Here is a 19215-nt window from a genome sequence, read left to right as displayed (position 1 = left end):
TTTCGGGATTATGCCGCGCTATCCTCCGTGATTTCTTTGTAATTTTCGGTGAGATATTCGTAGTCACATGCGCCGATGTTTCCGTTACCATCACGATATACAAACTGTCCGAGATTTACAACGAAGAGATTCGTTACGTCTTTGATAACGCCCGTTCTGACGCTCCCATCTGCTAAATAATCTACGGTGATAGGCCGGCCGGTGAGTGCGATAATTGCGCGTATCGTAGTCTGCTCTGCATCCGAAAATTCAATTGCCTCAACGCGATCTGTCGATTGAAATATTCTAATCATCGTCAACACCCTTCTTATTTTATTTCAAAAGCAACAACCTATTCGAAGGCATACCAATCTACCGTTTGAAAAGAGCCCGAAGAGGTCGGGCCGTGTATGTTGAATCCATCAGAGAGTAAGAATTGTTTGCTTGCGCTACCCTCTTCATACGCCGCGCCGGAAAGCCCGAATTGTGAGTATCCTAGCCAAAAGCCGTAATTTAATTCTCTGCCCATCACAGGCAGTCGAGATATAAAGAAACAATATGCATGATCCGGTGCAGTGTAAAAAACAACTCTCGGCCAAAAGCCTATACCACTCACTGTTGTTGGTGATGTTGCTGCAATAGCAACTGTTCCGGAAGCATATCTTTTACCCGTCACAATCTGCCCGATCTTAGCCGCCATTTGTGGAAACGTATCGCTGCCTGATGCCGGAACTCCTTTGCCAGTAATCGCGGCAGCGACTTGGGTTTTACCGTTACTGGCAAATGTAAAAAGTTCGTTTATGGCGGCGACCGTGTTAGTTTTTGTCCCGGTGAGCAAGGATGCCAATGGACCGACAGCGTTGTTAACTTTAGTCTGTGCGCCTGTGGGTGTTTCTGCCGCTGTGGCTGCCATATTCGCAGCATTTGCCGTAGCCTGTGCCACAGTGGCTGCTTCGTAAGCCTTTTTTACTGCGTTTGCCGTCGGGGCCTGTGTTGTCGATGTGCTGTTCGTCGTGTCGTTAAGCTGCACAATCCCCTTCGTTGTTGTCGTCGCGTCTGGAACCGTAATGTTCGCAAGCGCCTCCGTCACACTTGTATCTACGGATTGTGCAAGAGCATTCAGATCACGCGGCACATCTGCAGTCATGCTTCCGTCAATCAACGGTAATTTTAGATTCGCTGTTTCCGCCATCTATTACGTCAACCCCCCCGATTATAAATTTCGTCATACGGTTTTCCCGTCGCAGTAACCGCGTCATAAGTCCGTCCGCCTACCGCCAACTCCGCGTAAGTATAAAAACGGAACACGTACTCAATCGCCATATGTGCCGGAGTGATGTCGCGCACGGCCGCTTTCAATTCGTCGATTTGCTCCGGCACTCCGTACTGACTCACGAATGTAATCTGAATCGTATAATCCGCAGGCCGGTTCGCAACCTCAACGTCACCGTTCGCATAAGCCGACGCAACGCTATCGATAAGTTCCGCGGTCACCGCACCGACACCGCGCAGCCGGCCGAGAAGGATTTCGCGCCGTTGGGCGTATGTCTTCGTCGGGTCCGTCGTGATACCGAAAATGCGCTCCCACCGCGTAAGACCCCACGTTGCCGTCTCGATAAAAAATTGCGCGAGAACGTCGCCAATACCGGCGTTAAGCTTCGCAATTTCTTCCGCCTCGCAATCGAGTATATTCGTCGCGACCGGCATCTCGTCGTAATAACGCGGCACATAATCGCGCATGTCCCGCTTAATTTCCGCTACTGTCCTCACGCGGCAGTCACCACCACTCCGCCAAGCACCGCAACCTCTCCGTCAGCTATTGCGGTGTTCCCGGCCGTGCCGTTTAGCGTCAGGTTTTCGTAGTCAATAACGGGCGGAATATCGAGGATCACGTTAGCAATACGCGTAATCCGTACAAGCGGATCGGCAAACGCAAGCGATCGGAGATATGCGCGGACTCCCGTCTCGATCTGCGCCCGGACTTCCGCAACGGTTGCGCCCGGGGCGAGCGTTACTTTAACCGCGATATTAACCGGAACCTCAACGGCCCCGGCAATCGTAACGGCTGCGCCAATGGGAGCAACGCCTTGCCCGGTGCCGTCCTGCGTTGGGTCAATGTACGTTTGGGCTGCGGATACGACCGAAGGGTCAGGCGCGGTCTTATCGTCATCGAGCAGTACAATTTTTACGGTGCCGGGTCCGTTCCAAACCGGATAAACGCGCGCATCACTGACGCCGGGCACTTCGAGCGCCCATTGTCGATATTGATTAGCGTTACCCGATGTTGCCGGCCGCTGGGCCCGCTCGTAATAACGCGCCAACAACGACGCATCGGATTCCGCGTCAACACCGCCCTCGAAATAGGCCGCGCTGGTAACCGTTACGATTCCGACGAGGTCGCCAAGTAGCGTAGTTATTTCGCCTGCCCCAACGTTTCCGGCCGCCCCAGCGTCCTGCGCTTCTGCCGCGACGGTAACCGAGCCGCCGGTAATCGTAGTCTCCGTCGTCGTTACGAAATAGACCGGATTGTCGCCGCCGGTTGACGAAAGTGTTCCGCGCGATATCACCGTTCCAGCCGGCCCCGAAAAGGTAAGCGAACCGGCCGCTTTGACCGCAGGCTTCCGGGTCAATCCGTATTCCTTGGCGCGCATGTCGAGGTAGTTTCCGTACGTCGTATCCGCGAACCCGAACGCCAGGACGTTGTCGAGTTCGGAGTATGCTAACGTCAATTCAATCGCAGCCGGAGAGAGTAAATCGAACGTAACGGAGCCTTGCCGCTTATCGATATCGGCAGGAGACGCGCCAAGCATCCGTTCAAGTATCTCGGCTTTCGTTTGATCTTCGTACACTTACATTGCCACCTCCATTTGCAACGTGTCATCCGCCGTATCCACGTAAAAAGAGACGGACAACACGTCCGCCTCCTTCGTTATTCCAAAACCATATACGCGCTCAATCCGATCGTCGTAAATGAGCGCCTCCTCAATTACGCGCGGAATCTCCGACTCCATTAGCGCTTGTGTCGCGTTTTGGCCGATCAAATCGTCGAGTTCACAACCGTAATCATCGTCATAGGCCGCGAACCGGAATCGCGCCGTCTTTATCGCCTTGATAACGAATTGTTTGAGCGCGGCCTTTCCGTCAACAACGCCGCCCATCGCGCCTGTTTCGAAGTCGAGCGCATACGTCCGGAGCGGTTCCGGCTCACTTGCCGCGTTTAATTCCTCCGTTATATCAGCAGGTTCAAGCGGACTTAACGCCATACTTACGCACCTCCGATCCGGTCAAGTATTACGTAATTCTGGCCGGCTCCGTACGATAAGATAATAACGCGGTCGCCGGCTTTAAGCGCGTCCTCAAACTCGATTTCAACCGGCGCGGCGCCGTTTATCGCAGCCTTACGTTTGTGCATCGTTAGGTGTTCGCAGACTATTACGTCGTCCGCGTCGAGATCAAACGGTTGGCCGTCGACTTTAACGCGAATATCTGGAAGCGGCGAAAGGACCGTCGCGAACTCAACATCAACATCCTTGTTGTGGCCGAGTTCCCGAATGACATGGCGCAATTTGCTGCGGCCGGCTCCTTCGATCATTTCAACGGGCATTTACGCCGCCTCCTCGTAATTAATTTCCGGCAAATCGTCTGTTTTCGAAAGCGTAACATCCATCCGGTATGCGCTTTCTTCAAATACATGCTTATCCGCAGTTACGTAAAATCCGCCGGCCAACTTCGTCATTGACTCAAACGCGTACACCGCTGTTCCAGCGATGACCTCAACGTTTCCGAGCGCCTCAACCGAGATTTCTTCGCCCACTTTCGCCAGGTCCTTGAGACGTTGCTTCGCGAGTTGATCTAATTGCGATTTATTCGCGTCTGTACTCGCCGTTTCGTAGTGCTGCATCAGCCCATACTTAGCGATCATTGACGCATCCTTCGCCGCTGCGGTACTCCGCTTCTTTTCCTCGCCGGCTTCCACCTTTACGGCCGTACGCGTATCTTCGATCGACAGCGACCGGCTGGCCCCGGTTATGTTTACGCCTCGTTCCAAGTGCCAGCGAACGACTTCCTCTTTTCGTTCGCGAAGGTACAAGAGACCGCCCTTTGAAAATACGGAGAACTTGCGGCCGTTCTGTTTGCGCGTCTCTGTTAGTGCGGTCACGATCATATCCCACAGCGTTGTACCATGTAGATTCATTTTCGGGATTACATACCCCGTGTTCGCGACCGAACCGACGGGCACCTCGAACGCTTTACAAATTTCCTTTAAAATCGCGCCGGCCGTCATTTTCGTAAACTTGCGCGTATCAACGTTTTTGGTGAGATATACGTTTTCGTCATGCGCCGTGATAACCGCCTCGCCACGATCTGAAATGTAATATTCGAAAATGATTCCGCGAAACAGACCGGTATTGTTCGCGTAAAATCGGATCTCTTTTCCGACTTCAAACGGCACGGCCTGTTCCTTTCCGTTCAGCGTATTGGATATAGTCAACGTTAAAGTCCGATGTGGCTGCGCGACATCACCGGACCATTCAGCGGATTTTATGAGAGGCTCAATCCAATGCTTACCGTCATATAAAACGGTTATTCTCGTCATGACGGAATCACCAGCTTTTGTCCCGGTTTGATTAGATTCGGATTCGCACCGATGACTTTCTTATTCTTATCGTAAATCTTGCGCCAATCATCGCCATTACCGTAAACCCTAGCAGCGATTTTCCACAACGAGTCGCCGGCCTTAACTGTATAGGATTTCGGAGTTTCGCGCGTTGATGGACGAGCAGCGGCGTTAAGTTTCGGCATGCTTACACTAACTGAGCCGCCCGCCGCGCTGTTATCATCCTTTTTATTGACCGTCAGGAATACGTATTCCTTTAAACCGAGCGTATAATAAACGTCGCCAGGTTCCCCACCTCGCTCCGAGTACTCAAAACTCCGGATCGTTACCGCGACATTAATCGGCGTTCCTGTAACGATAAAGCGTGTAGGCTTTCCGGACCGTTGCCACCGCTCTATTATCGCGACACACTCGTACGGATCAACTACCGAAGGAACCGCGCAAAAAGAGGTGTTGTGATCACGTGGAAAAAATGAGGAAAGCGAATACTCGCGCAACTGGCCGCCACCAATTACCGTATATTCGCCGAGATTTGTTACGTCAATATCTTTAAATCCGTGCGTAGATGTTACTGAGATCGCGTCCGGATTAACCGGAAGCTGTAATGTCTCCGCGCCGTTATTAAACTTGAGCCAAAATTCCGCGATAAACACCTCCTTATTGCGCCAATACGTGGGCGAGCTTCGCAGCTAAACGGTCTATATCCGCATCTTCGCGAATGGTCACGCCGTTCAAGTTGATTACGATAGGCCGGGCGCTTCCTCCGCCATTACCGCCAGATTCCCGGTAAGACTGCGCTTCTGTACGCGTGAGGACCATTTCGTCGCGATGCAAGCGCGCCGGGTATCCGTTATAAGGGACGCGATTGAGTCCAGCGGCATGTCCAGGAAACTGCGGGAAAGGATTATCCTTCGCGATATTTCCGCCAGAATAAGACTTAGAACTTAAAGGGTTTAGAACCCAATCCAGGGTCTCCGGCTTCACCTGGTATGGTTGCGATTCCTTCAATGTGCCGCCTTCGCTGACTATCCCTTTGTAAAAATCAGCGCCTTTACCGCCCATCAATGTTTTTAACGTATCAACCGAGAGAATCCCTTTTAAAATCCCCTCACCAACCGAAACACCGATCTTTATGGCTGCTTGCATCAGAGGATCGGACGCTTTGAGTGCCCCCGCAAGGAATTTGATAACAGATGCTGCAATTTTCTCGATTTTTTCCCGACCGCCGCCGCCTAACCAGGCGTTGAAGGTTGTCATAATATCCTCAAATACAAACTTAATCTTGCTCTCAAGTGTGGTTAGTTTTTGGAACTCAGGGTTATTTGTGTAGTGACTAGCGATGTATTTCTTGATTTTTGCACTCATCCGCTCAAACGCAGCAGTGATTTGCGGAGTATACTGTATCACCATTTCGGCCGCGGCATTCGCGAAGTCGCTAATCAGAGGCATCGTCGGAAGTAACGCGGAAATCTGCAGCGTCTCGATTGCGCCCTGGAATTGCTCAACCGCACCGGCCGCATTGTCCATTTTTTTCCGAGCGACTTCGAGCGCTGTTGTCGTACTCATGTTTCTATAAAATTCTTTAACGCCCTTCGAACCAGCCTTATAAAGTGTGGTTGCCGCCTTTACCCCGTCGGTTCCGAACAAGTCCAGAAAGGTTGCAACGCGCTCCTGATCGGACATGTTCTTCGTTATCTTCTGGAGTATTTCCGCAACTTGATCGAGGCTCTTCAATTTACCGTTTTCGAAGAACTTGTTCGCCTTGCCTACGCCGATGCCGAGTCTTTCGAAGAGTTCCGCAGCTTTCTCCGTCTGTGGCTGCAGGTACATTAACATTGATTTAAAGCTTGTACCCGCATCTGACCCGTTCTTGAGTCCGTCATTCGACATCAGACCGATCGCCGCATTAAGATCCCGGAACGACACGCCGGCCATATCCGCAACGCCACCGGCCGACGCTATCCCGTAACCAATCCCGCGAATGTCTGTAGCTGCGGCGTTCGCCGTACCCGCAAGTATATCCGCGGTTTGCGCAGCCGTGAGCCCGTCCTTTTTGAACGCGTTGAGAGATGTCGCCATTGTCTCGGCAGCTTCCGTAAGCTCCAATCCGCCAGCCGTTGCGAGGTTTAGTGCTGCGTTTAGACCATCCGCTTGAACTTGGGCGGTCGTCATACCGGCCTTTAACAGTTCTTCTATAGCCTTTGCGGATTCCAACGCCGAGTATTTCGTGAGCGCGCCTTGTTGGAGGGCAAGCAACTGCATTTGCTGCATCTGCTCTTTCGTTGCGCCGGTCAACGCCTGGATCGAAGACATTTGCGCCTCGAAACTCATCGCCTTTTTAACGCTGGAATAACCGGCATATGCAGCGAATCCGACCCCAGCCAGCGCTCCGAACTTCGCCGCACTTTTCGCCAGGCTACCGAATGCAGATGCGCCAGTTTTAGCCAAACCGCCGAGTGACTTGCCGGCTTTTTGTGCGGCCTTATCGATATCAAGTAGCTTTCCGCGCGTTCTATCGCCGGATGACACGAATTTCCCATTTGCGTCACGGAGGCGTCCGGTCGCGTCCCGGTATGTATCCGTCGCCTTTTTGACGCGCTCCATTTGCTTTTCGACTTTTTTTAGTGGGGCAGAAATGTTATCTACGAGCTTTAATTTTGCTACGAGATCGAAAGCGATATAAACTACCTCCCTCCCGCGTTAATCCGACGTATTCGATCTTCACGTTCGGCCGTCTTCCGCTCTTTCTCTTCCTCTTCAAAAACGAGCATCATCGACGCGTACATAAACATTTGGTGACGCCGGTCTTTCGCGTAAACTTCGTCGGGCGGAATATGGTGCCGCTGAAAAATCGCATGCAAAAGAAACGGGACACCGCCCGCCCTGATTAGTTTTTTGCGTCTTCGATCAACTCTTCCTCATCGTCGAATCCCGAAATCTTCATAATCGCCGTCAACACTTTCGCAATCTCACCGGGCAGTAGCGCCTTTGTCACGCAGTCCGCCGCGTCCGTAGCACCATAATGCGCAATTAGTGCCTTGTCCGAAAAGTCCGGATCGACGCAACCCTTTGCGATAAGCACCGCGTTAAACAATTGACCGTCGAGTTCCTTCTCGCCCTTTCGCGTCGGGATTGTCGCCTGGTCACGCGCCCGGGTCATTTCCGCCTGATCCAGCGCCTTCACCGTAAAGTGCGTCTTAAGCCGCGAAATATAGACTACGTCCTGTACGTCAAGTGTTGCGCCGAGGAGCGCCTCAAGTCCGTTTTTAACCACTGTTTTCGCCATTATTTATATCATCCTCCGTTAATTTCGAATTAAAAAGCGGAGTCCGAAGACCCCGCAATAGTGCGCTCTTTTACACTGTCGGCCGGAGTTTATCCATGACCTCCGCGCCAGAAAAAACGAACGTTAGCTCATGTTCAACGATTGCGCCGACTTCGTAATTAATCAGCGGAATCTTATCAAACGTGACGTTTTTCAGGCGGACCCGATACGCGCCGAACGATTCCGGATCATCGAGTTTAACGACAAGCTCCGTTACAAACGGCGAGCTTACGTCGTCCATAACCTGCATCGCTTTTTCGATAAACTCGGACGTTACGAGATAGCCGCTTAGCGAGCCGGCTCCTTTCAGCGTCGTGACTTTGTTGCCGAGCCACCGCGTCCCGGCGAGCTTGATTTCTTCGAGTCCGATTTCAATCGTCGCCTCACAACCGGTGATATTCGTAAGCCAGTTTCCGTCCTGATCGAAGACCTGGCCGAAGTTTCCGTTAATAACTTTCCGCGAGTCTAAAATTGCTGTCACTTTATCACCGCCTTAAATGTTGATTGTGAGGAAGATACGCTCGATGCTGTCGACCTCCGAATAACCTACACGCAAGAACACCGCATCCCCCACGCTCGGATTATCCGGATCAAGTTCGACAACGGGCGCAGTAAGTACGTCGTTCCGTTCCAGCGATTCGAGATACGCCTTTACAGCGACGATGAGCGTTGCCTGCCCGTCCGCGTTGTTGTTCAATTTCCCGATATAGCTGTCCGCAGCCGTCCGCATGATATCCGTCGAAATCGATTGACGTGCGCGAATCGAACGGATTTTCTTACCGGATGTAGCGAGGCCTTGCTCGATTTTCACTTTTTCGCCGTCATGTACGAACACGAGCGAGCCCGCCTGCAGCGCCGCCTTAATCTGCGCATTCGTCAGGCGCTTTGTAACGTCATCGGCCGGAACTTGTGCGTATGTCGTCGAGCGGTTAATCGCTGTACCGGCGATAAGGCCGGCCACCCACGGCGCATACTCGGACGAGTTGAACGTTTCAGTTCCGATTTTTACGCCGGAAATCAGATTGACGATATAATCGTCCTTATTTAGCGTCGTCCGTGCGTTGCCTACTGTCGGGTCCGCGTCGGTCGCGTCGTCGCCGCCGATTACCGCAATAAAATGCTTGCCTTCCTCGCGGTTGCGTGTTAACCACGTTTTGGTCGCGGCCTGCTCCGTCACCTCGTACTCGCCGTCGAAAACGAATACGTTGAATTGGCGCGTGTCAAAAGCATCGCGCATATCGACGTAATCCTCTGCAACCGGCGTCGACGGCATTGTGTATACGAGTACTTCTTTTGCACCGCCTTGAAGCGTGAGAAGAATCGAATGTACATTCGCAAGGCCGAACGTATCGACCGCCTGCTTTTCGGACTCAATCGTATAAAACGTTTTGGCCTGCGCATTCGATCCGTAAGCCAGAAGCGGAATTGCGACCGTGCCGCGTGCGCCTCCGCGAATCTGAGCCGCCGCCGCTTCGACAAAGTTAATGTATAGGCCGGGCCGAACCGGAAGTGCGGTCGGGTCCCAGGAACCTCCTGCCATTAGAAAACCTCCTTCTGTAATAGAAAAAGGCGCTCCATAATGGAACGCCGCTTATCGTTGGTTGACCGTTACTTTGTTCATCTTCGGATACTGCGTTTGAGTCCGGGCTTCTCGCGCGGATGTTTCGAGGATTCCAATGCTCACATACATTCCGCTCTCCGTTTTAGCCGGTTGCGAAAACGCGAAGGACTCGACGCGCACCCGGCCGATTACGTCCGCCTCATAAAACGCCCGAGCCAACGCATCCATTTTCGGAAGCACCTGCTCCGCTTTCGACGCGAAATAAACAATTTGGTATTCGCGGTCAATTCGGAAGTGGTAGCGCGTTTCCGTCTCGCGATCATCGTTCAAAAAACGGATGACGAACGAATTGTGCGTAGGCGCGGTCGGCACCGTCTGTTTCGTTGTGGTCGCGTCTGGAAACTGCGCTTTAATAAACGACTCAATCGCGACAATATCATCAATTAGCGCCAATTTACCACCCCGCTCTCTCAAGGCCGGACTCGATTTCGTCCTCAATATGCTGATGCCACTTGCGCTCGTTCTTTTTCGCCGGCTCGTCGAGAAATTGCTTCACGGTTCCCGGCGTGCGCAAGTTCTTTCCGCCCGCGTCTTCTTCGTGGATGTAATAAGCGTAATTGAAACGACCACTCCGCGTATTGACAACAGCATTCGCGCTAATCGATCCGGTTAGGTTTGCGCCAGTCCCTTCGATTTGCTCGACGGTTATCGTTTTGCGCAATATCCCCTCGTCAATCGGCGCAACGTCAACAGCCTCCGCTTTCCACACGTTAAGTACGTCGTGCATACCGGCCCGGGCCGCTTCCGCCGCAATCTCCGGAGATTTAGCGATTAAATCCGCCAGTCCCGAAATGTCGAACTCAAATGACAACGCCATTACACGAACACCTCCGTCGATAGCGCTTTACCGTTGAGGCCGCGCTTAACCTCGATACTTACTGGCTTTCTCGCGACAGTCACGCCCAATTCGTTCGTGTACGTTATGACGTCGTCGTACGATACGTCCGGTAGTTTATCGAGGATAATGCGCAGGCTCGTCGTGGCCTCTTCGCCATATTGGTTCGTGACGACGTTGGTTTCCTCGGAGACGCGTGCCTTATACGTGATTACCGCGCCGGGCGTTGTTCCGCCCCATCCGTCATCCGCGCCTGGCTTCGTTACGGTTACGTTTTGTTTTAACGGGACCAGCGCCATTACAACGTCACCCACCCAACGCGCCGCTTCGAAATCGTTACACCGTTCTCCGCGCCGATGAGATCGAGCGCCACCTGCGGAATCAGCTTGCGCAGGTCAGCGTCCGGCCCCGTTATAAATGCGTCCTTAAAATCGAAGTTGGCGACGTCATTGACGGCAAATCCCGTTATTCCCTGACGCGCCAACCGGTTTGTATCGTTAAAAGCTATCACCAGCACATTCGCAAATTCATATACCGCCGCATCAGGTACAGTATATTTCGGATAGGCTCGGAGTAGCGTTCCTTCGGCGACGTTTAACATCCGTTGTCTTTTCGCCGCGTCCGCTTCCGTCCAATCTTCGATATCGACGCAATTTGCGGTAATGTAATGATCCGCGAGTATTACGTTTTGAGCCATGCGCCCACCTCCGTTTATTTTCCGGAGGCATTCGCCGCACTTTTTGCGCGAGTTTTAGGCGCAGGCTTAACGGGTTCATCCGCTGGCTCTGCGTCCTTTTTCGGCCCCTCCGGTTCTTGCTCCGGCTGCTTTTCCGGTTCGTCTTCATCTATGCGCCTAACGTCAATTAGCGCGTCAAGTACGTCAATCTCCGCTGGATCGTCCGTACTATATTGACCGCCACTAAAACGCCGGAACACGCCGTCAACGTAAAACCCGAGCGCTGGATAGCGCGGCGATTCGTATTTTGCCATCGTATACCTCCATAATAGTTTAGGCGCGAAGCATTAAGCCGCGCGCCTGTTATGATGCGTAGAGATTACGTCAAGCCTTTCAGGCGGCCGTGCGCCTTCTCTTGTTCCAGTTCCAGCGTGTATTCGCCGATGATTTGGCCGGTCGTGTAATCACCTTTCGTGCCGAGGTAAGTGTGCGAGAAATCGCGAGTAATCAGCGGACGAATCTTGGCGCGGTTAGCGTCGAAAAGGAACAATTCGTCGGAAGCGAGGTTTTGATTAAGAACAACCTCAAACTCACCGAAATCCGTCACGATCTTATCAACTACCTGGCCGCGAGTATTCTCACCGCGAGTTAGAACGATCTTGTTGGCGTCGGTTCCAGACAGCGCGATCTTTTGTTTGGCTGCGACCATGATTTTATAGTCGCCACCATTCGCAAAGCCCCCCGCGTCATATACGCCCTGCGCCAACGTATTGATTGCGGCGAGGGTCAGTGCGCCACCTACATTTGTTACATTCGAAGTGATAAACTGGCGAATACCTTTCATTTGACGGACTTGGCCGGACTCAAACGAAACACCGTTAATAAGCGCCTTTTCAAGTTGCAGCGCGAGTTCGAGTTGTTTCTTTTGCTTCTCGTATTCGTACAGATTGTCGATGCCGTATTGCGCAACAGCCTGCGCAGTTCCGGAAATCTCGATCGAGTCCGTGAAGATTTGCGTCAGGTTGGACTTACGTACGCGCGCCTTGTAGCGAGCCGCCCGAGCGTCGGCGCCTTCCACGCCTTCATCAAACAGGAACTCGACTTTAGCACCAGAAACTACCGCAGCGGCCGGGGTCGAAGCGTATCCGCGTGTTACCGTCAGCGTTTTAGTGCCACTATTAATTGCGGACACGTACAGCAATTCGTCACCGATTTTAGCTACGGAACCTACGCGGAATGGTGTAACGTCAGCGACTACGATTGCCACCGCATCGATCAACGCGGAAGCAGATGTCGTAGTTTCATCCGGGAACATTTCGTCCTCGAACCATACGTGTTCAACCGCTGTAACTGGCTGCGCAAAACCGATCGCGTTCAGGAGTGGTGTTTGATGTGGATTGAGATTCAACAACTCATCAACCACAGATTCCTTCTTACCAATCAAAGATTCATCATATACTTTAGGCATCTTTTTGTTTCCCCCTGTGTTTTAGGTGCTACGGATAACTCCGTGCAATAAAATAAGCCGCCCAAAATGAGCGACTTTGCTGAGAATAAATTTATTTAGACAGTTCGTGTTTAAGTGTGGCGTACGCCATTCGATCCTCGATTCGTCCGGTCCTCCGCGCTTTGTCCGCAGCTTCCTTGAGTAATTGTTCCTTCGTTTTATCCGGCAATGGATCGCCACCACCCGCAGCGCCCCCGATAGGTTTCGGAGCGGCTTGCGCGACCAAATACGGATAAGCCGCAACAAGTGCATCGACCGCTTCTTTCGCGCCGACCGCGTTGCCCTCTTCGTCCACCGTTACCGCGCCCAAATCCGCAAGTTTCAGCGCCGCGGCCAAGCGGTCCGCCGGAATGTTCGCGTCACGGGCCAGCGTTTTAAACTCCGCGTTAATCAAGCGTTGGTTCGCCGCCGTTAATGCGGATTCTCGCGCCTGCTCCGCCTCTTGCGCTTTCGCGCGCGCTTCTTCCAACTCTGCTGCAAGGCGTTCGGCCTCGGACAACTCCGCTTTCTTTCGCTCGGCTTCCGCTTGTTCTAACGCGTCGAGCTTCGCCTTAATATCGTCGTAATCTTCGCGGCCTTTGCGATCCCGCGTCAACCTTTTCGTAACTATCTCGTCAACTTCCGCCTGGGAAAACGTCTTTTCCGGTTCTGGCGTTGGGTCCGGAGTTGGTTGCGGATCAGGTTCGGGGTCTCCTTCCGCGAATAATTGCAAATTCAACGGATATCTATAAAGCGGCTCTGTGCGAATAATTTCGTTCTTCATTCGTTCCTCCCGCGTTTTAGCGCCGCGTAGCGCTTAGATTCCGGAAGTTTAACGCCATTCCGTAAGGCCAAAAATGGGCATAAAAATAGCGCCCCCATTGTTGAGAGCGCTAGTTATTGCGGAATTACTTTTGCGATTTCGGAGCGGCTAATAGTTTCGAGTGTTTCGTCCATATATTCGATTTCGAAATCGTCAGCAGAATAAACATGGACAATGGCTCCAATTCGTCCGTCTTTCGTCTCGACTACATCCAACATTTTCACTTCGATTTTCCCGCCTCCTTAATCATAATAGTTACCAAACGAGGGAAGTCTGTCCCTTCGTCTATTTGCCAGCCGGTAGTAACATCAGCAGTTCGTCCGCTAGGTCCAGTAAGGGGCATTACAACCTCAAACTTCGAACCAAAATTGTTCCTTCCCTTTTCTACGGATTCATAGTTAGGAAGGTTCCGTAAAATATCATCACGTAAATCCATCCAATTGTTTACATTGTATCCCAATACTTTCTCGAATACAACGGCTTTATTCTTGCCTACAATATGCGCTGGATTGAGAGCGTATCCCGCAAGTTTATCTTCACTAATCCTTGCGTTCTCATAACTGGGAAGAGTATTTTCGGCTGCGTTACTAAGTAGGTGCGGATCGCGAATTGGACTAACCACGTGCCTACAATTCGGATGAAAAATTTCCCGGCGTGGCAAGTCGCCAATATACGGATAATCTCCCGGAGCATCGCGCACCAACTTAACGATGCGCCCCTCCCAGTTTCGGCAGGCGTCGGCTGCGCCGTGACGCGAAATCCGTCCGTAATAAGCGCGCCGACCGATCGCTTCATTAAACGTTGCCTCCCGGTGTGACTCCGCCATCTTCGTCCGCGTCACCATTTCGACGTAGACTTCCGGCTTCCAACGGCGCCCGGCTGCGTCAATGATCCCGGTATTCACGGAGTCACCGAGCTTCTTCCGCAAGCCGGCGAGAATGTCCGTACTAATCGTCCGCCGGCCGTTGATTCCCTTCGACATGTTCGCGCGCATAGATTCCGCGGTGACCTGTCGGACCGCAGTCCTTACGCGCCGTTCAACGTTTTTGGTGACCGCAAGCAAATCCGCTTGTGTATCCGCAACGGCCGCCGCTACGAGTCCGCGGTTGATTCGCGAGAACTTTGCGACTTTGTCCGCGACTTCTTCGTCGAGCGAAACTAGCGCAGTCAAAACGCCATCGCGGACAGCCTGCGGAATGTTCTCTGCGACCCACGCCGCCGATTCGTCGTTAAGAGATGCGAGGATTTTCGTTACTACGACGAGGGCCGCCGCGGACATTGCCCGGGACATATTCGCGACATCAATGCGGTCGAGTTCCGCGAGGATTGCCGCGATTGCCGCCTTATAGGCGCGGACCAGACGGCCAACTTTGTAATCGTAAACGGGCTCCGGGATTCGCGATGCCATTAAGCAGCACTCCCATTAAATACCGAAGAGTCTACCGTCCCATTCGCGCGCACCTCGTCTGAGTCGATTCGCTTAATTCGTTCCTCCGCGGTTGCGTCATCTACGCCGTCGAGTTCCTTGATTGCGTCAGCTACGGATTGCGTCGGCTTGCCGCCCGTCCGGATATTAGCGACTTCCGCCGCTTCTTTCAGGTCCTGCGGAACACCATCGCGCCAATTAATTCGCGGATAAACTGGCTCGTACGGTTCGAAATCAGCTACGCCTCTATTCGCGAAATTTTCGAGTTGCATCGCGGTCCATATTGCGTCGCGGAGTGCCCGGTCGACGTGCGCCCGGATGCGATTGACTTTCGCCAAGATCGGCATGAACCGCGCTTTGATTGCACCGGAGTCCGTGTGCGACGTGCCGGTTCCGCCTTTATCGTTGGCAAGCGTTGTGCCGAACAACCATTGCGGCGTTTCCGACATTTGATAAACGAGGCCGAGCAGGATATCGAGTTCTTTAAATGCGGATTCGAGTTGGCCCTCCCATGTCATATAGCCCGGCGTGGTGTCTTCTTTTCTAACCGGAATATAACGGCCACCGCCGCGTAACGAACCGCCTTCTTCTTCTTCATCCATATCGTCCGGACCATACATCCACGGATCGGAATGCTTCCAAAGGATATAGTCAATCTGCGCGAGCCGTTCGTTAATCGCGGACAACACGCTCTCTAACTTTTCGACTCCGTTAATCCCTTCCCACCGGTCGTCTACGCTCTTGTACGGAATGTGATGTACGAGCAGCCGGTCGGTTCCTGTTTCCACAACGTCGCTTTCTTTCTCGGTTGCAACTTTCTCGCCGATTGTATACGTTGAAATCGGTACGGACCAGTCCGAATTGACGCCGCGTTCATGGAGTTTATAGCGCTCATATACGATAAACCCCGGTAGGTGCCTCTCGACGTTCAAATACGGGACATACGACGCGGGCTTTCCGGTGATCCAGCGGATAAGCTTGCCGCCGGGCTCTTCGACCCAATCGATCCAAGCGATATTAATCGCCTTGAACTTTTTCCGCGAGCCCTTCGCCAATTCCGGAAATACAAGGTTCGCCGGGACCGCCTCAATAACCGGTTCGAGCGGCGTCTCTGGCGCGGTCAATCCGAGTTGTTGCGCAAGTGCTTCCGTTTCACTTACGTCGGCCCGCGCAGCATAATACGTCTTGATAAACGAGTCGCCGCGGTAGCCGCCGCCGATGACGAGTTCGTGCGTCATTTGCGTCAAGTCGTTTTCCTCGACGATCGAGTCCAGGCGTTTCTGTTCGCGGCTGTCCGGACCCTTTCCGGATTCGTACGTCGGCGGCTCGCCGGTTAGCAAGTCCGCCGGCTTCGTGAGCAAAATGTCCATCAAGTTCACCGCGATGAACAGCGTTTTAAGCTGCGCGGCGTGCGGCGTGTCTTTCAAAAGCGACGAGGCGCGTTCGTATATTTCCGGATGACGTCCGTCGAATATGATGCGGCCGCGTTTGTATCGGGCCAGACGTGGGATATCACGTTCGGGCGGATATTGTGCTCCTGTTTCAAATAACTTCGTCAATTTGCGTTCCTCCTCTCCGTTGTTTTACGCCCATGCGGGCTTATTGCGGACCTTTTTCCGCGCGGTTCCCGCGATACTTACCGCCATTTCGAGCGCGTCCGGGAGGTCATCGTGTGAGCCGGCCGGATACATTTCGAATTGTTCGAGGAGCAACGCATGTTTCTTCGTAAATTGAATAGCGCCGCTCTCGATATCCGGGAGCAGCGCCTCTATTCGGAGGTCTTTTCTGGACCGCTGATATATCTCTTTAACGCGTGCCCGCGCCGGATATCCCACAGCCGTCAGCGCCTCTTTCAACTTATCTACGAAAAACTCCTGCGCCGCCTGCGCCTCTGCCGCGATCGCATTCGGCTGATACCGTAGTGTTTTATCGACAATTACACGCAAAAAAGCGTCCGGCTTTATTCGCTCACCGAACGCATCAATAACGTATTTTGTTCCGGTCTTTTTATTCCGTGCAATAACGACGATGGCCGAATAGTCACCGCGAGTTTTCCCCATCGCGAAGTCAACGCCCATATAGACGTCATATTCGTCAACCGGGCGCGGGTATTGCGAAAAGACATCGTTAAGCTTTCCGTCCCAATACGTGAACGCCTCCGGATTGAAAATCATCGACTCCTCATCGACCGGATTGTTCATATACTCCGTGTTAAACGCCTTCGACCCGTTGTCCCACTTCCACGTCATCAACTTCCAAATCGGCTGCGCTTCCGGCCACAATACAACGGCTCCGCGATCCATTTCCTCGCGATTGGCTTCGTATAGTTCTATCGCATCTTTAACGCGGTCCTCTTTCGGACGGTCCGGGTCCTTGTAAACGAGCCGGCACGCTTCCCACAAGTCCATGCGCTCGGGCCATTCGATGACCGCGCGATAGACTCGCGATTTAAAGTCTGACCGGTTGTAGAGCACGTCAACGAGAAGGGCTTCGTGATGGACCGTCGTTCCCATGTAAATAAACGCCGTTTTCTTCCCGCGTGGATCGCCGAGCGGTACGACCGTCTGCGCGAACCAGTCTTTGAGCTTGCGCCTGAGTTCCGGCGTCGCGGCGTTCGATTTAATGTCTTCGAGGTCGTCGCATATGATCAAGTCCGGCCGCACACCGTTCCAGTTCCGTCCCCGCAGCGCCTGGCCCGTTGATGCCGCTTCAACCTTCGTCAGCATCTTCTTCGTACCGTCTTCGCGCGATTCCCATGCGATAAACTCGGACGAGTTGTCTTTCGGGTTTTCCTGCTGCTTCGGCGATAATAGCGGCCCAAAGTCCGCCCGGAGCTTCGCGTTACTCTTTAACTGCAGCGCGATCCAATCGAGGTTGGCGCTGGATACCGCAGGCGTCTCCGATATGATAATCGCGTATTTACGTTTGCGGTAGCAGGTCTCGCGCAAAGGAGCGGCCTTTGTTAAATACGTCGATTTTGCGTGAGAACGCGGCGCCGCGACCGCGACCTTATCGTTGGTGATGACGTTCGACACAGCGTCTATAATCTCGGAAATCTCGCGGTGAAACTCCGGCGCTTCCGACGTGTCGACGATATCGAATCCGTCCCAGTTTCCGTCATTACCGGGATTGCGCGCCTCCGAAAAGTATTCGAGCGCAAATTCGAGCAAGTCCGTTTCGCAGCGGTGAATCCGCGACAACCGCTCGTACTCCGTTAAGGCTGCGTCAATCTCCGCCGCGTCGTCTGGAGAGAGGGCGCCTACGTCTACGCCGTCCAATACGTCAATAAGCGCCGCGAGTTCGCCGATTTTAACTTCGCGTTCTGTTCGATCGACCCAGCGGTTATTTATCCAAGCAATCGATATCGCCCCCTACCCGCAAGGCTTGATAGGTACCGGCTAATTCTTAATGCGCGCTCATCTGAGTACTGCCCGCAGGCCATAAACCACTCAATGTAGTCGGAATGTCTCTTACTACTATTACAACTCTTACACGCCGGAATAATGTTCTCAGCAACATAGCCGCCGCCAGCCGATACGGGTATGACGTGGTCCTGTTGTAGATCAGCTTCCGGCTCTCCACAGTAAGCACAGGAGTGGCCAAAGTACGACAGGCAGGTTTCCCACTCGTCTCTAGTAAAGGCTGCAGGTAACCCCCGCATACGAGACCTTCTTCTCTGTTCTTGTAATACTTTGTTTTCCCTTGCTTTTTCGGGATTCTCAATTTTCCATCTTCTAACTCTTTCGCGTACGGCGGACCTATTTGCTGCGCGATATACCGCGCCGTTTTGCTTAATCAGGTCGCGATTATTCTTTCTATACTCCGCTTGTATCTGCCTTACTTTCGCGGTGTTGTCCTCTCGGTATCTCTTATTAACCTGACTTGTGCATTCCTTACACTCCGATCGATATCCGTCTGTTGTTGCTTTTTTCTTGTAAAATTTATCAAATCCTTTGGTTTCTCCGCATTTAGTGCACCTTTTTTCTGACACGGTCCGCCCTCCCTTCCGTTCTTCCGTAGTTTTTGCGCGAAAATAGAGACGTTGGGCCGTAACCCTTCCGAATACCCTTGCGCTAGGGTAAGCGCGCTAATATTACGGTAATTTAGCGTAAGTCTTGCGTATGGTTGCGCTCGGGTCCGGAATCTCCGAAACCCAAACGTTATTTTTGATACGCCGATTGTAGATGCGCCTGAAACGGCCCATTTCGGAGGGGGCCTTGGGGGTCCGCGCTTTACCGCATTAACGCGACCTACATATGCACAAAAGCCACGTTTTGACCACTAGTCTACCGCCGCACCACTTCGCCACAAACCGCATAACCACGCGGCTTACAAGCGTTATTACCTACGCGAGTCATGCGCCAGCCCTCCGCCAATTTGCACTATTGCGCATATTTCCCGAGCTAATTGCGCCCGGTTTGCGCTG

The 19215-nt window shown here is 52.8% G+C and carries 25 protein-coding genes; all 25 read right to left on the bottom strand.

Features of this window, described 5'->3' with window-relative positions:
• Positions 1-8: 8 nt before the first annotated feature.
• A complete protein-coding gene (locus DFP94_RS25370; protein WP_181873007.1) occupies positions 9-293 on the bottom strand; it encodes a hypothetical protein in 285 nt (94 codons plus the stop codon).
• 38 nt (positions 294-331) lie between these two features.
• Positions 332-1171 (bottom strand): tail fiber protein, encoded by an 840-nt coding sequence (locus DFP94_RS25685; RefSeq protein WP_220270887.1) that lies wholly within the window; start codon positions 1169-1171, stop codon positions 332-334.
• Positions 1172-1179: 8 nt separating this feature from the next.
• Entirely contained in the window at positions 1180-1749 is a 570-nt protein-coding gene (locus DFP94_RS02765; protein WP_114494900.1) for a putative phage tail protein, read from the bottom strand.
• On the bottom strand, positions 1746-2828 hold the full coding sequence (locus DFP94_RS02760; RefSeq protein ID WP_114494899.1) for a baseplate J/gp47 family protein: 1083 nt from the start codon (positions 2826-2828) through the stop codon (positions 1746-1748). The genes DFP94_RS02765 and DFP94_RS02760 overlap by 4 nt, the downstream gene beginning before the upstream one ends.
• Entirely contained in the window at positions 2829-3242 is a 414-nt protein-coding gene (locus DFP94_RS02755; RefSeq protein WP_114494898.1) for a DUF2634 domain-containing protein, read from the bottom strand. It abuts the gene before it with no gap.
• Positions 3243-3244: 2 nt separating this feature from the next.
• Positions 3245-3583, bottom strand: a complete 339-nt coding sequence (locus tag DFP94_RS02750) for a DUF2577 family protein (protein WP_114494897.1) — start codon at positions 3581-3583, stop codon at positions 3245-3247.
• The gene (locus DFP94_RS02745; protein ID WP_114494896.1) at positions 3584-4576 is read right to left on the bottom strand and encodes an XkdQ/YqbQ family protein; all 993 of its coding nucleotides are present in this window, start codon (positions 4574-4576) and stop codon (positions 3584-3586) included.
• Positions 4573-5250 (bottom strand): LysM peptidoglycan-binding domain-containing protein, encoded by a 678-nt coding sequence (locus tag DFP94_RS02740; RefSeq protein ID WP_114494895.1) that lies wholly within the window; start codon positions 5248-5250, stop codon positions 4573-4575. Before DFP94_RS02740 ends, DFP94_RS02745 begins: the two co-directional genes overlap by 4 nt.
• A gap of 4 nt (positions 5251-5254) precedes the next feature.
• Positions 5255-7201, bottom strand: a complete 1947-nt coding sequence (locus tag DFP94_RS02735; RefSeq protein WP_114494894.1) for a phage tail tape measure protein — start codon at positions 7199-7201, stop codon at positions 5255-5257.
• Positions 7202-7281: 80 nt separating this feature from the next.
• The gene (locus tag DFP94_RS02730; RefSeq protein WP_220270886.1) at positions 7282-7458 is read right to left on the bottom strand and encodes a hypothetical protein; all 177 of its coding nucleotides are present in this window, start codon (positions 7456-7458) and stop codon (positions 7282-7284) included.
• A 26-nt stretch (positions 7459-7484) separates the two neighbouring features.
• Positions 7485-7883, bottom strand: a complete 399-nt coding sequence (locus DFP94_RS02725) for a phage tail assembly chaperone (RefSeq protein WP_245954436.1) — start codon at positions 7881-7883, stop codon at positions 7485-7487.
• 70 nt (positions 7884-7953) lie between these two features.
• Positions 7954-8403 (bottom strand): phage tail tube protein, encoded by a 450-nt coding sequence (locus tag DFP94_RS02720; RefSeq protein WP_245954435.1) that lies wholly within the window; start codon positions 8401-8403, stop codon positions 7954-7956.
• A 12-nt stretch (positions 8404-8415) separates the two neighbouring features.
• On the bottom strand, positions 8416-9462 hold the full coding sequence (locus tag DFP94_RS02715; protein WP_114494892.1) for a phage tail sheath subtilisin-like domain-containing protein: 1047 nt from the start codon (positions 9460-9462) through the stop codon (positions 8416-8418).
• 51 nt (positions 9463-9513) lie between these two features.
• Positions 9514-9936 carry a phage tail terminator family protein gene (locus DFP94_RS02710; protein WP_114494891.1) on the bottom strand — a complete coding sequence of 141 codons (423 nt, stop codon included), beginning with the start codon at positions 9934-9936 and terminating at the stop codon, positions 9514-9516.
• A gap of 1 nt (position 9937) precedes the next feature.
• A complete protein-coding gene (locus tag DFP94_RS02705; protein ID WP_114494890.1) occupies positions 9938-10360 on the bottom strand; it encodes an HK97 gp10 family phage protein in 423 nt (140 codons plus the stop codon).
• Entirely contained in the window at positions 10360-10692 is a 333-nt protein-coding gene (locus DFP94_RS02700) for a hypothetical protein (RefSeq protein ID WP_147273831.1), read from the bottom strand. Before DFP94_RS02700 ends, DFP94_RS02705 begins: the two co-directional genes overlap by 1 nt.
• Positions 10677-11075, bottom strand: coding sequence for a hypothetical protein (locus DFP94_RS02695; protein ID WP_114494888.1), 399 nt, complete (start codon positions 11073-11075; stop codon positions 10677-10679). The genes DFP94_RS02700 and DFP94_RS02695 overlap by 16 nt, the downstream gene beginning before the upstream one ends.
• Positions 11076-11089: 14 nt before the next feature.
• Positions 11090-11368, bottom strand: a complete 279-nt coding sequence (locus tag DFP94_RS02690; RefSeq protein ID WP_114494887.1) for a hypothetical protein — start codon at positions 11366-11368, stop codon at positions 11090-11092.
• Between the two features lie 65 nt (positions 11369-11433).
• On the bottom strand, positions 11434-12522 hold the full coding sequence (locus DFP94_RS02685; protein WP_114494886.1) for an SU10 major capsid protein: 1089 nt from the start codon (positions 12520-12522) through the stop codon (positions 11434-11436).
• Positions 12523-12613: 91 nt separating this feature from the next.
• Positions 12614-13324 carry a phage scaffolding protein gene (locus DFP94_RS02680; protein ID WP_114494885.1) on the bottom strand — a complete coding sequence of 237 codons (711 nt, stop codon included), beginning with the start codon at positions 13322-13324 and terminating at the stop codon, positions 12614-12616.
• Between the two features lie 113 nt (positions 13325-13437).
• Positions 13438-13587, bottom strand: a complete 150-nt coding sequence (locus tag DFP94_RS02675) for a DUF4926 domain-containing protein (RefSeq protein ID WP_114494884.1) — start codon at positions 13585-13587, stop codon at positions 13438-13440.
• Positions 13584-14771 carry a phage minor capsid protein gene (locus tag DFP94_RS02670; protein ID WP_114494883.1) on the bottom strand — a complete coding sequence of 396 codons (1188 nt, stop codon included), beginning with the start codon at positions 14769-14771 and terminating at the stop codon, positions 13584-13586. Before DFP94_RS02670 ends, DFP94_RS02675 begins: the two co-directional genes overlap by 4 nt.
• Positions 14771-16348: a phage portal protein gene (locus DFP94_RS02665; RefSeq protein ID WP_245954434.1), complete on the bottom strand. Its 1578-nt coding sequence runs from the start codon at positions 16346-16348 to the stop codon at positions 14771-14773. Before DFP94_RS02665 ends, DFP94_RS02670 begins: the two co-directional genes overlap by 1 nt.
• Before the next feature lie 24 nt (positions 16349-16372).
• Complete coding sequence (gene terL, locus DFP94_RS02660) at positions 16373-18067, bottom strand: phage terminase large subunit (RefSeq protein WP_342768206.1); 1695 nt, start codon at positions 18065-18067, stop codon at positions 16373-16375.
• A 68-nt stretch (positions 18068-18135) separates the two neighbouring features.
• Complete coding sequence (locus DFP94_RS02655; protein ID WP_114494882.1) at positions 18136-18780, bottom strand: HNH endonuclease; 645 nt, start codon at positions 18778-18780, stop codon at positions 18136-18138.
• Between the last annotated feature and the right edge of the window lie 435 nt (positions 18781-19215).

This window comes from Fontibacillus phaseoli (genome assembly GCF_003337355.1).
Lineage (GTDB): Bacteria > Bacillota > Bacilli > Paenibacillales > Paenibacillaceae > Fontibacillus > Fontibacillus phaseoli.
This window is presented reverse-complemented; position numbering and strand designations above follow the sequence as displayed.

What these genes read in the sequence shown, in the direction of transcription:
- DFP94_RS02685 (WP_114494886.1), bottom strand. Translation starts at nt 12,522, where the DNA reads ATGCCTAAAGTATATGATGAATCTTTGATTGGTAAGAAGGAATCTGTG.
- DFP94_RS02695 (WP_114494888.1), bottom strand. Translation starts at nt 11,075, where the DNA reads ATGGCTCAAAACGTAATACTCGCGGATCATTACATTACCGCAAATTGC.
- DFP94_RS02680 (WP_114494885.1), bottom strand. Translation starts at nt 13,324, where the DNA reads ATGAAGAACGAAATTATTCGCACAGAGCCGCTTTATAGATATCCGTTG.
- DFP94_RS02750 (WP_114494897.1), bottom strand. Translation starts at nt 3,583, where the DNA reads ATGCCCGTTGAAATGATCGAAGGAGCCGGCCGCAGCAAATTGCGCCAT.
- DFP94_RS02715 (WP_114494892.1), bottom strand. Translation starts at nt 9,462, where the DNA reads ATGGCAGGAGGTTCCTGGGACCCGACCGCACTTCCGGTTCGGCCCGGC.
- DFP94_RS02735 (WP_114494894.1), bottom strand. Translation starts at nt 7,201, where the DNA reads ATGGAGCGCGTCAAAAAGGCGACGGATACATACCGGGACGCGACCGGA.
- DFP94_RS25685 (WP_220270887.1), bottom strand. Translation starts at nt 1,171, where the DNA reads ATGGCGGAAACAGCGAATCTAAAATTACCGTTGATTGACGGAAGCATG.
- DFP94_RS02725 (WP_245954436.1), bottom strand. Translation starts at nt 7,883, where the DNA reads ATGGCGAAAACAGTGGTTAAAAACGGACTTGAGGCGCTCCTCGGCGCA.
- DFP94_RS02690 (WP_114494887.1), bottom strand. Translation starts at nt 11,368, where the DNA reads ATGGCAAAATACGAATCGCCGCGCTATCCAGCGCTCGGGTTTTACGTT.
- DFP94_RS02705 (WP_114494890.1), bottom strand. Translation starts at nt 10,360, where the DNA reads ATGGCGTTGTCATTTGAGTTCGACATTTCGGGACTGGCGGATTTAATC.
- DFP94_RS25370 (WP_181873007.1), bottom strand. Translation starts at nt 293, where the DNA reads ATGATTAGAATATTTCAATCGACAGATCGCGTTGAGGCAATTGAATTT.
- DFP94_RS02755 (WP_114494898.1), bottom strand. Translation starts at nt 3,242, where the DNA reads ATGGCGTTAAGTCCGCTTGAACCTGCTGATATAACGGAGGAATTAAAC.
- DFP94_RS02745 (WP_114494896.1), bottom strand. Translation starts at nt 4,576, where the DNA reads ATGACGAGAATAACCGTTTTATATGACGGTAAGCATTGGATTGAGCCT.
- DFP94_RS02670 (WP_114494883.1), bottom strand. Translation starts at nt 14,771, where the DNA reads ATGGCATCGCGAATCCCGGAGCCCGTTTACGATTACAAAGTTGGCCGT.